Annotated in this window: 12 protein-coding genes; all 12 read right to left on the bottom strand. The window is 41.3% G+C overall.

The features are described from left to right. Nucleotides 1-10: 10 nt before the first annotated feature. Nucleotides 11-637, bottom strand: a complete 627-nt coding sequence (locus ABE613_RS13350; protein ID WP_347376636.1) for a type 1 glutamine amidotransferase family protein — start codon at nucleotides 635-637, stop codon at nucleotides 11-13. Next, complete coding sequence (locus ABE613_RS13355) at nucleotides 634-1,554, bottom strand: helix-turn-helix transcriptional regulator (protein WP_347376637.1); 921 nt, start codon at nucleotides 1,552-1,554, stop codon at nucleotides 634-636. Before ABE613_RS13355 ends, ABE613_RS13350 begins: the two co-directional genes overlap by 4 nt. Nucleotides 1,555-1,671: 117 nt before the next feature. Then, entirely contained in the window at nucleotides 1,672-2,304 is a 633-nt protein-coding gene (locus ABE613_RS13360; protein WP_347376638.1) for a GNAT family N-acetyltransferase, read from the bottom strand. Nucleotides 2,305-2,311: 7 nt separating this feature from the next. Continuing rightward, complete coding sequence (gene rsgA / locus ABE613_RS13365) at nucleotides 2,312-3,160, bottom strand: GTPase RsgA (protein WP_347376639.1); 849 nt, start codon at nucleotides 3,158-3,160, stop codon at nucleotides 2,312-2,314. Between the two features lies 1 nt (nucleotide 3,161). Then, nucleotides 3,162-3,794: a TetR/AcrR family transcriptional regulator gene (locus ABE613_RS13370; protein ID WP_347376640.1), complete on the bottom strand. Its 633-nt coding sequence runs from the start codon at nucleotides 3,792-3,794 to the stop codon at nucleotides 3,162-3,164. 85 nt (nucleotides 3,795-3,879) lie between these two features. Further along, nucleotides 3,880-4,215 carry a hypothetical protein gene (locus tag ABE613_RS13375; RefSeq protein WP_235233053.1) on the bottom strand — a complete coding sequence of 112 codons (336 nt, stop codon included), beginning with the start codon at nucleotides 4,213-4,215 and terminating at the stop codon, nucleotides 3,880-3,882. A 481-nt stretch (nucleotides 4,216-4,696) separates the two neighbouring features. Then, the gene (gene tsf / locus ABE613_RS13380; protein ID WP_347376641.1) at nucleotides 4,697-5,629 is read right to left on the bottom strand and encodes a translation elongation factor Ts; all 933 of its coding nucleotides are present in this window, start codon (nucleotides 5,627-5,629) and stop codon (nucleotides 4,697-4,699) included. A gap of 58 nt (nucleotides 5,630-5,687) precedes the next feature. After that, on the bottom strand, nucleotides 5,688-6,434 hold the full coding sequence (gene rpsB, locus ABE613_RS13385) for a 30S ribosomal protein S2 (RefSeq protein ID WP_347376642.1): 747 nt from the start codon (nucleotides 6,432-6,434) through the stop codon (nucleotides 5,688-5,690). Nucleotides 6,435-6,634: 200 nt separating this feature from the next. Further along, nucleotides 6,635-7,852, bottom strand: coding sequence for a C40 family peptidase (locus ABE613_RS13390; protein WP_235232898.1), 1,218 nt, complete (start codon nucleotides 7,850-7,852; stop codon nucleotides 6,635-6,637). A 196-nt stretch (nucleotides 7,853-8,048) separates the two neighbouring features. Further along, on the bottom strand, nucleotides 8,049-9,122 hold the full coding sequence (locus ABE613_RS13395; protein WP_235232897.1) for a coiled-coil domain-containing protein: 1,074 nt from the start codon (nucleotides 9,120-9,122) through the stop codon (nucleotides 8,049-8,051). A gap of 161 nt (nucleotides 9,123-9,283) precedes the next feature. Beyond that, a complete protein-coding gene (locus ABE613_RS13400) occupies nucleotides 9,284-10,783 on the bottom strand; it encodes a glutamate synthase subunit beta (RefSeq protein WP_347376643.1) in 1,500 nt (499 codons plus the stop codon). A gap of 12 nt (nucleotides 10,784-10,795) precedes the next feature. Further along, nucleotides 10,796-15,331, bottom strand: coding sequence for a glutamate synthase large subunit (gene gltB / locus ABE613_RS13405; protein ID WP_347376644.1), 4,536 nt, complete (start codon nucleotides 15,329-15,331; stop codon nucleotides 10,796-10,798). Nucleotides 15,332-15,369 lie beyond the last annotated feature (38 nt).

Genomic DNA, 15,369 nt, shown 5'->3' on the forward strand with positions numbered 1-15,369 from the left:
TTAGTCCCCCTTATTTCTGCAGACTCTGCATCATAGCAAAAAATTCATCTGCGTTGCCTGTACTGAAATACGCATACCAGTGTTCCAATGTATCTGCCGCAAATAAATCCAGGTATTCCAAAATCAATCTTGTCATATCAAGTGCGCCTGTAGCTGCAGCTGTTATCAAATTTCCGTCTCTGACAGCCGGCTTATCAATATAATGGTCTGTTCCCTTATACTCCGGGCAAAACATATTTAAGAAATCTGCTCCGTTGCTCGTGTGCTTCTTATTATCCAAAATCCCGATATTTGCCAGTGCTACGGTAGCTCCACATATTGCAGCAACCAGTCCTCCGGCTTCCAGGAATTGCTTAGCAATCCCAAGAATCGGGGAGTTTTCAGATTCACTCCATCTGTCTGATCCGGGAAGAATCAGCACATTATCTTTATTTGCCTGGACATCCTTTATCGTCAGGTCCGGAACAATCGTAAGACCTCCCATGGATTTCACCGGCTCCTTTGAAAGAGATACTGTTTTCACCGAAATCTCTCTGGCGTCCTTCCTGAAAAACCTTTTTGAATGAAGTTCCGCAAGACAGTAGCCAATTTCCCAATCAGCCATTGTATTCATTACATAAACATATACCGTTGTCATTTTTGACCTTCTTTCCTGTATTTTTCTGCAAGTTCAGAAGCGATACGAAACAGTTTCTCCCTTATAGATTCTGGTTCAAGAACAGTGACCATGTCCCTGCATGAAAGTATCCAGGACAACAGCCCCTCATCATCCGCATAATCATGTTCAAATAGAAGATTTCCATCCGGCATCTCTGCAAATGACTCTATACCATATTCTTCAATAAGATGCCATTTCATTGACGGATGAAAAACTGCTTTTACTTTTGCCTGTGGCGGAAACACCTTCTCATTTGATAAATCTGGCATTGGCACTGCACTTCTTTTTTCAAAATTTCTGCCATGCTTAAGCTCTGCCATTCGATTCAGTTTGAACATACGATAGTCGTTCCTTAGCAGACAATATCCATAGATGTACCAGCTTGACCATTTGAAGATCAGAAAATACGGTTCCATTTCCCTCTCCGTATTACCGCCCGGAGCATAATACTTAAACCTTAAGGTCTTCCCAAGCTCGATAGCATCCTGAATCAGCTCAATCTTTGGTGACAGAGAATCCTTATTCCATGATGACAGGTCGATAAGAACAGACTCATTTCCACTGACAAAATCAGATGATCCAGCCTTGAGCTTTTCCATAAGCCTAACATAATAATGGCTGCCACTTACGCTATCAAGACTTCGAAGACCTGCCATGATCATCTGCATATCCTTCGATGACAGAATCGTTCGATCCATCTTATAACCTTCCATTATGCTGATACCACCGCCTGCACCCTGTGATGTAAAAATCGGAATACCAGCTTTGCATAAATCTTCAATATCTCTGTTTATTGTTCTTCTTGAAACCTCAAATCTTTCTGCCAATTCCGGAGCAGTTATTTTCTCTTCCTGTAAAAGAATAGAAAGAATACCGATAAGCCTATCTATTTTCATATCACTTTCACTTCCTGATTCATCATACCACCTATAACACGACATCTATATGTCATGTTCAATTTATATTATACACAAAAAATAAGGTGTTACATTCAAAATCCTATCTTTTGAAAACTACTCCTGAAATAATTGACCCGGGAGTTTCAATTTTTCTTTTACCGGAAACTCCTTATCAAATGTTTCCACCTCAGCTTTATCCACAAAATATCCCTGTGGTGTCGCATACTCACCTGTAATCCCATCTAAATATCCCGGAATCAATTCCTTACACAAAAAGAAGGAGGCATCTTCGCTTTCCGGCAAACCATGATAACGAATGCCAAATTCACTGGCATAAGTAAAACCACTCTTTCCATAAAAATCAATGTTTCCTTCAAAGCAAACAGCGCCACAGCCAAGCTCCTTCGCTTTTTCCAGAGAGTAATCCAATAAAATCTTTCCATACCCTTTTCTTTTCAGTTCAGGGGTAATGCAGATCGGTCCCATCGTCATGATGGGGATAGTCTTGCCATCATCAGCTTTGATATTTGCTCTCATAAACATGTTCTGACCAATCAGCTTGCCATCCTGTTCCACGATAAAATCAAGTTCCGGAACAAAAGCCGGATCATCTCGCAGCTGATTTAACACATAATGCTCAAAGCATCCCGGACGATATACATTCCAGAAGCTTTCTCTTACCAGATTTTCTACTTCCCGATATTCTTCTTTTTTCTCTAAACGAATAATAATGTTGCCTGTATTCATTTTTTCTTTATCCTTTCCTATTCCTTTTATTGATCTTTGCAATGTTCTTAAATTTTTGCCTTTTCTCAGCCAAATAACCTTGTGTATCTTTCACATACCGATTCTCATTCATCAGTTTCTGATAAGAGCGAAGTCGATCGATCGGTAATTCACCACGCTCTACCGCCTCTTGTACTGCACACCCTGGCTCACTGCCGGAATGAGTGCAATCACGAAAGCGACACTTTTGTGCCAGCTTCTCAATATCCGAAAAAGTCTGATCGATTCCGTCTCCGGCATCCCACATCCCCAGTTCACGCATCCCCGGTGTATCAATCACCATACCGTCGGATGGCAAAAGAGTCAGTTCACGAGAGGATACTTCAATCAGTTTACTATCTGGATTCTCGCACAAATCGCCTTTTGTCAGGACGACAACGGGCACTGCACCACTGTTCCAGGCAATCGCGACATAGCGCTCTAAACGCCTTAGATTAAAATCGTTATTCAGGGACATACACAAAAATACAGTATCAATATTGGTGGCAACGACCTGCTCCTCGTTTTTTTCACCAGCAGCTTTTCGGATAAAGGAGCTTTTTCGCGGAAGAACATAATGAATCACTGCATTTCCGCCACTTTTGTTCCAGTCAACCATAACAAAATCACCTACTGTCGGATAATCTGATTTTGCCTGTACGTCATAATGGTATCTGCCCGATATTTCTCCCCATTTTTCTCCCTGGGAAGAAATCAGCCGATATACTCCTTTTTCCTGTGAAAGAATTCTCGAAACAGTCAAATCCGCAAAACGTTCGGCCAACTTTTCGACTGTCTCAGACAGACCATACTGTCTCATAATAATCTCATTTCCCATATTACTCTTGTTCCTCTCCTGAATCCTTAACGTAATTCTCAGTAAAGTGTTTTACATGATTGCTGAGAATTGTAGCATAATCCTCACCTTCTCCGCTTTTATCGTACATACTGATAAGAAGAAAAAGTGGGGCGAAATATTCTACTGCAAGCTGTCTGGGATTTTCCTCTTTCAATACCTCTTTCTGAATCAGTTCACGGAACAGATCTTCCATATAGGCAACCGGTCCTTCGACAATACACTGGCTGTAAAGTTCTGCCATTTCTTTATTCCGGTATTGTTCCAAAGTTAACATTTTACGAAAGTAGGATGCAAACTCATCTTCTGTCCAGAACCTAAATTGTTCAACGGTATACTTTTGAATACTCTGCAAAGTAGTATTTTCATAAACATCCGGCTTAGTATCATATGCCTCATCCGGCATATGGTATTCCCTTGCTCTTTGAGCATCAATCTGTATCATTCTTTCTACAATGCAATCAAAGATATCACGCTTGTTTTTATAATGCCTGTATAAAGCACCTTTCGTCATATCGAGTTCCACTGCAATGGTTCTAACAGAAACAGCTTCATACCCATCTTTTGCAAATAACTGTAATGCTGTCATCAATATCTTTTCCCTCGTATCCACCATATTATATCCCTCCACAATATAGTAACTGAATTCCCTTCTTCGCTGTAGTGAACGGTCGTTTACATTCATTTTAGTGAACGGTCGTTCATTTGTCAAGTATATTATCCCTAAAGAATTTGAATCTGACTATCAATATTTTCACAATATATGGATTTCGGCTGCTTGCCATGGCGTTCCACCATTTCAAGCGATGGCTGATTACTGATTTTTCTTGCAAATTCCATAATCTCATAAGTAAAACGATAGCTTTTAACATTAACTGTTTTACAAATAATTCTACGGAATTGTGAAGCACAGACACAAAGTGTTTACGATATTCCAGAGTTGCCTTTCCCTCTAAAATATAGTCACAATATCTAATCGCCCTTGCCCTTGCTTCGATCGCATTATTCTGTAAAATTTGATTTTTTATATAATTCATTTTACCTCATTTTGTAATAAGGTATTGTCAAAAACTATCTTCTCTAAATACTCCGACTTTCGTTTATCCCCCAAATCTGAGAACAAAGCGCTTGCCGCAACCAAAGCAGTTCTCATGTATTGTGTATTATCTTTAAATATATCGGATTCATCTAATGTTCCTTCATATCATTTATTAAAACTCTTTTGTTCTTCCACTAACCCCTCCGAAAAGTAAAAGGATGACTGGGTAGCCATCCTCTTACTATTTTTTCACAGTTTATTCTGCGATGGAATGGGTTTTCAGTCTCCATCCCGACCGCTGAGACAGGTTTTAGGTCTCTGACCCGACCATAATTAATATCTCTTTTTATAAGTATATTATCCTTTATTATATGTATTCATTCAAAGATATTTTCCATAAGAACAGAAAACCCCTATAAATAGCATAATCACTATTTATAGGGGTCTATCTTCATCATAATTCTAATGCAAAGTTTGCATTATGCGTTCATCTGAGCTGCAACTTCTGCTGCAAAGTCTTCATTCTTCTTCTCAAGACCTTCCCCTGTCTCGAAACGAACGAATTTCTTAAGTGTTACATTTGCACCATTCTCTTTTGCAACTTTTTCTACGTACTTGCCAACTGTAAGGTCGCCATCCTGTACATATACCTGATCAAGCAGGCAGATCTCTTTCATCTCTTTGTTGAGACGTCCGATAATCATCTTCTCAATAATGTTATCCGGCTTCGGTTTCTTGCTCTCCTCGTTCTCTTTCTTAGCCTGTGCAAGCAGGATCTCTTTCTCATGCTCAAGATAATCTGCCGGAACTTCTTCACGAGACACATACTTTGGAGACATAGCTGCTACCTGCATAGCTACATTCTTTAAGCAAAGTTTGATTTCGTCATTAACAACATCTGTATCAGCCTCTACCAGAACACCGATACGTCCACCACCGTGGATGTAAGAAACTACACATCCATCTGTAGCAACTTTTTCAAATCTTCTGATATTCAGATTCTCTCCAATTACGGAAATCTTAGCTGTCAAAGCATCTTTTACAGTCATAGATGTATCTTCATTCCAAGCTTCTGCCATGAATGCGTCCATATCAGCAGATTCTGTAGCGATTGCCTGATTAACAACAGCTTTAACGAATCCCTGGAACTCTGCATTCTTAGCAACGAAGTCTGTCTCAGAGTTAACTTCTACGATTGCTGCAACCTTGTCATCTTTTACGTCAGCCATAACGATACCTTCTGCTGCGATACGTCCAGCCTTCTTCTCAGCTTTAGCCTGTCCGTTCTTTCTTAAGTATTCTACAGCTGCATCCATATTGCCATCTGTTTCGTTAAGAGCTTTTTTACAGTCCATCATTCCTGCGCCTGTCATCTCTCTTAATTCTTTTACCATCTTAGCTGTAACTGCCATGATTATATCCTCCATTTTATCATCTTATAAAATGTATCATCCGATACAATAAATCAGATTACTCTTCTACTGCTTCCTCAACTGCTTCTTCTACTTCTTCGTATACTTCGTCTTCTCCAGTCATTCCCTGGTTTGCTTCGATAACAGCATCTGCCATCTTAGATACGATTAATTTTACTGCACGGATTGCATCATCGTTTCCAGGGATTACATAATCCAGTTCTTCTGGGTCACAGTTTGTGTCCGCGATTCCGATAAGCGGAATACCAAGTGTATGTGCTTCCTGTACACAGATCTTTTCCTTCTTAGGATCTACTACGAAGATTGCATCTGGAAGTTTCTTCATATCTTTGATTCCGCCAAGGTTTTTCTCAAGTTTCTCCCATTCTTTCTTTAACTGGATAACTTCTTTCTTAGGCAGTACATCAAATGTTCCGTCTTCGGACATTCTCTCGATTTCTTTCAGACGTGCAACTCTGCTCTTGATTGTCTTGAAGTTTGTAAGCATACCTCCAAGCCATCTCTCATTTACAAAATACATTCCGCAACGTTCAGCTTCTGTCTTGATAGCATCCTGAGCCTGTTTCTTTGTTCCTACGAACAGGATTGTGCCACCATCTGCTGCGATATCAGATACTGCCTGATATGCTTCATCTACTTTTCCTACAGACTTCTGTAAGTCGATGATATAGATACCATTTCTCTCTGTGTAGATGTATGGAGCCATCTTAGGATTCCATCTTCTTGTCTGATGTCCAAAGTGGACACCTGCTTCTAAAAGTTGCTTCATTGAAATAACGCTCATATTTCTTTCCTCCATTTGGTTTTGTTACTTCCGCATATGTGTAAGTCCTTGAAACCGGCTTATTATCAAGCTTTGGCACCATCTTGGACAAACAAATGCGTGATTTTTTGCGACTTTTTTATGATAGCATAAAAGCCCTGCAAATGCAAGGCTTTTTTCTCATTACCATGTGATCTCATTAACTTATATTTCACAATGTATTACCAGAATCTTCTTACTGCCAGAACCGTCCTGTAATTAGCTGGCGATGTCGTTTTAATACCACCGACCGGATATGGATTACTATTTGACGCGTGAACTACAGTATTATTTCCTATATAAATTGCCACATGCTGGCTATAACAGATTACATCTCCAGGAAGCATCTCAGAATAACTTACCGCTTTTCCAGCAACCTGAATGGAATCCGTAGTTCTTGGAGTATATATTCCAAACAATGCATGTATCTCTTTTACAAAGCCCGAACAATCAATACCATTTGTCAGACTGTTGCCACCATAGACATATTTATTACCAATATACTGACATGCCTTGTTGGCAATCTGCTGTCCCAAAGCTACATTGCTTGGTTTCGAAGTCGTCGTCGAGCCGCTTCCGGTACTTCCAGACGTTCCCCCAGAAGGTTTACTGGTATTCGTATTATTCGAACTACTTACAGAAGAATTAGAATTTCCTGTAGAAGTACTTGTACCGCCAGTCGGGTTGGATGGCTGAGAAGCAGGTTTTGATACTGATGCATTACCGCCTCCCTGCTCTGCCGCAGCAACCACATTCTCTGTTGCCTGCGTCAACTGCTGTACTTCCGCCGCCGCCTGCGCTTTTGCACTCTCCAGTTGACTGTCAAAATCTGCAATCCGGCTTCTCATATCCGCCAGCGTTGTTTCAAGTCCTGCCTGCTGCGTGCTCAAATCAGCTGCCATTGCCTCCATATCTGCCTGTCCAGCTTCCAATTCTACTTTCAGGTTCTCAACTTCCTGCTTTGTATCTATATACTCTTGTAACTGCTTTCTGTCATAACTATGTACATTCTGAATATATTCTGCCTTATTCACCAACTCAGAGAAAGACCTGGACGTTATCAGGGCTTCTAGAAGTGAATCATCACTTTCTTCGTATATATACTGAATCCGAAGCTTCATATCTTCATATTGTGCTTTCTCTTTTGCTTCGGCTTCCTGAAGATCTGTCTCTGCCTGTACAATTCTCTGGCTTTGATTCTCTATATCCTGCTGTAACGCATTAAAATTAACCAAAAGACTGACCAGTTGACTCTGAATATCTCCTGCCTGATCTTCCAATTCACTTTTTTGTATTTCCAGCGCCTGCACTTCATCGTTAGGTTCTGCCATAACAGGCATTACAACTAAAGAACTCATCACAAGAACCGTGATGAGTGTCTGCACATATCTTTTCTTCATACTCTCACCCGTCCTATTAATTATTATCCGCACAAACAAAGGCTCCCTCTTTGTCTATACATACTATTCTCCCTGAGATATCTTAAGGTCAGAATACTACATTATGTGTCAATTTTCAATTATTTTATCAAAAATTCCAAAAATTTACAGCTCAGTTAAAAACTGAGCTGTAAATTAATCTTTACTAATTCGAATATTATCTACGAACATATACCATACCAGCCTGAACCGGTCCAATCTTAACAACATCTCCTGTATGTGGTGCATGAATCATCTGACCACCGCCAATATAGATACCACAATGGGTAGCTGATGTTACTACATCTCCCGGCTGCGGATTACTTACTCTTGTCCATCCCATGAAAGTCATTGTCGTTCCGATACGAGTATAACTTCCAGTCAGGCAATAGCTTACGAAACCAGAGCAATCAAAACTATTCGGTCCACAAGCTCCCCAAGAATATGGTTTACCAAGCTGGCTGTATGCTCTACTTACAACAGTGCCTCCATTTACGCTTGGTGGCACATTCGATGAACCAGAATTACTTGAACCAGTATTTGTATTGCCTGTGTTCGTATTGCCTGTGTTCGTATTTCCTGTATTCGTATTATTCGCTGCCTGCTGAGCCTGCAATTGTGCCTGACGCTGTGCCTCAGCTTCTCTGGCTGCCGCCGCTTCAGCCGCTTCCTGAATCCGTGCATCAAGATCAGAAACTTCTGCCTGCTTAGAAGCAATCACTGTATTCAGCTCTTCTTCTTGTTCTTCATACTCTACCTGCATAGATTCCATTTTTTGCTGGTCTTCTTCCAGAGTTGTCTTCAGATCTGCAATCTCTTGCTTTGTCTCTACGTATTCCTGTAACTGATTTCTATCATATGTATGCACATTCTGTACATATTCAGCTTTATTTACCAGATCAGAAAAATCTTCGGATGTTACAAGTGTCTCAAGTGCTGTAGAATTTCCCTCTTCATACATGAACTTAATACGCTTTTTCATCGCCTCGTACTGTTCCTGCTCTTTTTCCTCTGCCGCCTCCAGATCTTTCTCTGCCTGACTGATCTCTTCACCTTTCGAGATCAGATCTTCTTCCAGATCGCTAAGCTTTGTCATAATACTGTTCAATTCATCCTGCAGAGACTTCACTTCGCTCTCCTTCGCAGCTTTATCTTCCTTCAGATCATCTACCGAAGGAGCAGCCATAACCGGCATTGCAATCATAGAACTTGCAACCACAACAGCTAACAGTCTTGTTCCAAATTTCTTCATAAATCTTATCATCCTTTAACTTATTTTTATACTCTTTTACCCTTATTAACATAGATAATCCTATATCTGGAACCAATTATACCTTAATACGATATTTTTTGCAATATTTTTTAACATTTTTGTAACATCTTAAGAAATATCTTTGAGAACTAACAAGGTATTTACTGTATATTCATATTTGTATATCCCATCAGACTAATATCAACTTCTTGTGCTGCCTCCCGGCCTTCCCGGATTGCCCACACGACCAGCGACTGACCTCTGTGCATATCTCCTGCTGTAAATACATCCTTCATGTTCGTGTGATATTCTCCTGTTGGTGTTGCAACATTCGTTCTTTCGTTTACATTTACACCAAATGCCTTGGTAACGTAACTTTCACTTCCCAGGAACCCGGCTGCGATCAGCACCAAATCTACATCGACAGTATATTCACTTCCTGCTACCTCTGCCATCATCGTTCGGCCCGTCTTTTCATCTTTTTTAGACTCCAGTTTTACAAGAACTGCTTTACATACATTGCCATCTTTGTCTTTCTTGAATTCTTTTACAGTGGTCTGGTATTCTCTGGGATCTTTTCCAAATACAGCGATTGCTTCTTGCTGACCATAGTCTGTCTTGCAGATTCTCGGCCATTCCGGCCATGGATTCATCTCTGTACGTTCATCTGGTGCCTTTGGCATCATCTCTAATTGAAGGACTGATTTGGCACCATGACGCATAGAAGTACCAACGCAGTCATTTCCGGTATCACCTCCACCTATGACCATAACTCTCTTTCCCTTTGCAGAGATATAAGTTCCATCTTTTAGCTGCATCTTATTCGCCCAGAGAGCCTTTGTTGTTGACTTCAGGAAATCTACTGCAAAGTAGATGCCTTTTGCATCTCGCCCCGGAACCTTGATGTCTCTTGGATTTGATGCTCCACAACAGAGGATGACCCTGTCAAATTCTTTCAATAATGTTGACGCCTTCTTATCTTTTCCGATATTGCATCCTGTTACAAAAGTAATACCTTCTTCTTCCATAATCGCAATCTTACGGTCAATAATCTGTTTCTCCAGCTTCATATTCGGGATACCGTAACGAAGCAGGCCCCCAACTTTGTCTTCACGTTCATAGACAGTAACACTGTGGCCTCTGCGATTCAGCATATCTGCAGCCGCAAGTCCGGATGGCCCGGAACCTACGATTGCCACTTTCTTTCCAGTACGCACTTTCACTGGTTTTGCCGCCGCATATCCTTGTTCATATGCATTTTCAATAATTCCATATTCATTGGCTTTCGTTGATACAGAATCTCCATTCAGGCTGCAGGTACATGCCGCCTCACATAAGGCCGGACACACGCGTGAAGTAAACTCTGGAAAATTATTTGTTTTTTTCAAACGATGGTATGCTTCCTCCCAATTTCCATGATAAATCAGATCATTCCACTCCGGCACCAGATTATGCAGCGGGCACCCACTTGCCATTCCTGCGATCATCTGTCCCGCCTGACAAAATGGCACACCACAAGCCATACACCTTGCTCCCTGACGTTCCTGTTCTTCTCTGGACAGAGGGGTGTGGAATTCGTTAAAATGCTTGATTCTCTCTTTTGGTTCTTCAGCTATCTTATCCTGTCTTTCATAATCCATAAATCCTGTTGCTTTTCCCACTTTTCTCGCCCCCTATCTTCCATTTTTGATTGCATAGAATGCTTCAATTTTTGCCTGTTCGCTACTCATACCCTGCTCTTCCATCTGTAAAATGGTCTTTAACATACGTTCATAATCAATCGGAATAATCTTCTTGAACTTCGGCAGATATTCCGTGAAGTTATCCAATATTTCTTTTCCAATCTCAGAGTTCGTATAAGATACATGTTCCTTGATCATACTTTTCAGTTCATTTACATCATACTTGGACGATACTCGTTCAATATTGACCATCTGCTTGTTTACATTCATATACAAATCACTGTCCATATCCAGAACATACGCTACGCCGCCGCTCATACCTGCTGCAAAGTTTTTACCAGTTTTCCCTAAGACTGCTACACGTCCTCCGGTCATATATTCACATCCGTGATCACCCACACCTTCTACTACTGCAGTCACACCAGAGTTACGCACAGCGAAACGTTCCCCCGCAACACCATTGATAAATGCTTTTCCGCTGGTAGCACCGTAGAGCGCAACGTTTCCTATTATAATGTTTTCATTATGTTTATATTGAACACCCTTTGGCGGATAGACTATTAACTTACCGCCAGACAGGCCTTTACCAAAATAATCATTACTGTCACCAACCAGTTCCAGAGTCAGGCCTTTTGGAATAAATGCTCCATATGACTGACCTCCGGCACCTGTACATTTCACAACAAAACTATCTTCCGGCAATCCTTCTGGATATCGTTTTGTAATCTCAGAACCAAAGATTGTTCCAAAAGTACGATTGGTATTGGTAACATCCACTTCTATGATTCTCTTCTGCTTCTTCTCAAGAGACGGGAGTAATTCTTTCACCAGGACTTTTTCATCCAACGTCTTCTCTAATTCAAAATCGAATACTTTCTTTGGGTTAAATGTAACAGGAGTCTTCGTACCCTCATATGGATTATAAAGAATCTGCTGCAGATCCAATGTAGCTGCTCTGTTAGAAGTCGGTTGTTCTTTCGCTCGCAACAGATCTGTGCGGCCTACCAGTTCGTCAATGGTACGTACGCCCAATCTGGCCATATGTTCTCTCAAGTCCTGTGCAATAAAACGCATAAAATTAATTACATATTCCGGTTTTCCGGTAAATCTTTTTCTCAATTCTGGATTCTGGGTCGCCACTCCGACCGGACAAGTATCCAGATTGCACACTCGCATCATAACACATCCCATTGTTACCAATGGTGCCGTTGCAAATCCAAATTCCTCGGCTCCCAAAATAGCTGCAATCGCCACATCCCGTCCACTCATCAATTTACCATCTGTTTCTATGCGGACACGCTCTCTTAATCCATTTTGAATCAAGGTCTGATGCGTCTCTGCCAGACCCAGTTCCCACGGAAGACCTGCATTGTGAATCGAACTCCTCGGTGCCGCTCCAGTTCCACCGTCATATCCAGATATCAGAATCAGTCCTGCACCCGCTTTTGCAACACCTGCTGCAACGGTTCCTACACCTGCCTCTGATACTAACTTTACAGAGATTCGCGCATCTTTATTCGCATTCTTACAGTCATAAATCAACTGCGCCAAATCCTCGATGGAATAGATATCATGGTGTGGCGGCGGGGAGATCAGACTTACACCAGGAGTAGAATGACGAGTATTGGCAATCCATGGATATACCTTTCCTCCTGGAAGATGTCCGCCCTCTCCTGGTTTTGCTCCCTGTGCCATCTTAATCTGAATCTCTTTTGCGCTCACCAGATATCTGGAAGTCACACCAAAACGTCCAGAAGCCACCTGCTTAATCGCAGAGCATCTGTCACTGTCAAGACGGTCGATCTCTTCTCCACCTTCACCACTGTTAGATTTACCATGAAGACGATTCATAGCGATTGCCAATGTCTCATGTGCCTCTTTGGAAATAGAACCATATGACATCGCTCCTGTCTTAAATCTTGTAACAATAGAATCTACGCTTTCTACTTCATCTATTGGAATTCCTTTCTTCGGATAATTGAACTCTAATTGTCCGCGAAGATTGATGTGTTCACCTTCTTTATTGACCATTTCCGTGTATTTTTTAAACATCTCATAATCGCCACGTCTGGTAGACTGTTGTAACATATGAATCGTCTGTGGATTATAAAGATGTTTTTCTCCGCCACTCTTAGACTTATGCTGACCCACACTATTCAATGTCAGATCCACTTCCAATCCTAATGGATCAAACGCCTGGGAATGGCGTGCAATATAATCCTTTGCTATTTCTTCTATTCCAATGCCGCCTACACGGCTTACCGTATCCGTAAAATACTTGCGGATAAATTCTTCTTTTAAACCAATCGCCTCAAAGATCTTTGCACCCTGATAAGACTGAATCGTGGAGATTCCCATCTTGGATGCGATCTTGACAATACCATTGATAATTGCGCGATTATAATCATCCACTGCCGCATAATAATCCTTCTGGACCATATTTGTATCAATCAATAGCTTAATAGATTCATGCGCCAGATACGGATTGATCGCACAGGCACCATAACCAAGAAGTGTCGCAAAATGATGTACCTCCCGAGGTTCACCAGTTTCCAGAATAATCGCCACCGATGTTCTCTTCTTTGTACGGACCAGATGCTGCTGCAGTCCGGACAAAGCCAACAAGGATGGCATTGCGACATGATACTCATCGACTCCCCGGTCAGAAAGGATCAGGATGTTCGCGCCTTCTCGGATCGCACGGTCTACTTCAATGAACAGATAATCAATAGCTTTTTCCAGACTGGAATTCTTATAATATACTGTTGGAATCTCTGCCACTTTGAATCCATCCTGCTTCATATTCTTTATCTTCAGAAGATCTGTATTGGTAAGAATTGGATTATTTACCTTCAGCATCTTACAATTCTCTTCTTTTTCTTCCAGAAGATTGCCATCTGATCCAATATATACGGTTGTAGATGTAACGACTTCTTCACGGATGGCATCGATTGGTGGATTGGTAACCTGGGCAAACAGCTGTTTAAAATAACCGAACAGATTCTGATGCTGATCAGATAATACTGCCAGCGGTGCGTCAATACCCATCGCCGCCGTACCTTCAGAACCATTCATTGCCATTGTCAAGATAGATGTCTTTACTTCTTCGTAGGAATATCCAAATGCTTTCTGAAGTCTTTTGCATTCCTCTGCTGTATAAGAAGGAACCTTCTGATTCGGAATCTTCAGGTCTTTCAGCTGTACCATATGACTGTCAAGCCATTCACCGTATGGCTGTCTGCTCGCATACATCTCTTTTAACTCTTCGTCATCAATCACTTTTCCTTTTACGGTATCGACCAATAACATTTTCCCTGGATGAAGACGTTCTTTTACAACAATCTTTCTCGGATCAATATCCAGTACTCCAACCTCAGATGAGAGAATTAAGGTATCATCATCCGTAATATAGTAACGAGAAGGACGCAAACCATTTCTGTCAAGTACTGCTCCCATACAATCACCATCACTGAACAGAATGGAAGCCGGGCCATCCCATGGCTCCATCATCGTTGCATAATACTGATAAAAATCTTTCTTTTTCTGAGACATGTTCTTGGTATTCGCCCATGGTTCTGGAATAGCAATCATAACCGCTAATGGTAGATCCATACCACTCATCACCATAAATTCAATTGCATTGTCCAGCATTGCAGAATCAGAACCCGCCGTATTGATTGCCGGAAGAACCTTATGAAGTTCGCCCTTTAGATATTCTGATTCCATATTCTCTTCTCTGGCGCGCATCTTATCTGCATTTCCGCGAATCGTATTAATCTCACCGTTATGTACGATAAAACGGTTCGGATGTGCACGTTCCCAGCTTGGATTCGTGTTGGTACTAAATCGGGAATGCACTAATGCAATCGCAGAGTCATAATCCTCATTCTGCAGATCTTCAAAAAATGAACGAAGCTGTCCTACCAAAAACATTCCTTTGTAGGCAATCGTTCTGCTGGAAAGGGATGCAACATAAGTATCATCACTGCTCTGCTCAAAGATTCGGCGTACGACATATAGTCGTCTGTCAAAATCAATTCCTTTTGCAATCTTTTTCGGACGTTCAATGAATCCCTGCATAATACATGGCATACATTCTACCGCACGACTTCCCAGCACATCAGGTCTTACCGGCACTTCTCTCCATCCCAGGAAATTCATGCCTTCCTTTTTGACAATCACTTCAAATATATTTTTTGCCTGATTCTTTTTCAGCTCATCCTGGGGGAAGAAAAACATTCCCACCCCGTAATCTCTCTCTGAACCTAAAAAGATGCCGAGAGGTTCGCAGACTTTGGAGAAAAACTTGTGTGAAATCTGTAATAAAATTCCAACTCCATCGCCTGTCTTACCTTCGGCATCCTTGCCAGCTCTATGCTCTAAATTTTCTACTATCTTCAAGGCATTTGCCACTGTATCATGACTTTTTTGGCCTTTGATATTAACGATCGCACCAATTCCGCAGTTGTCATGTTCAAACTGAGAACGATACAATCCAGCTTGATTGCTTACTGTCTGCTCGTTCATATATCTAGTCCTTTCTGTTTTTATTTTTTCCTACTATA

Origin of the sequence: Dorea chungnamensis (assembly GCF_039832125.1) — a bacterium.
Classification (GTDB): Bacteria; Bacillota; Clostridia; order Lachnospirales; family Lachnospiraceae; genus JAFBIX01.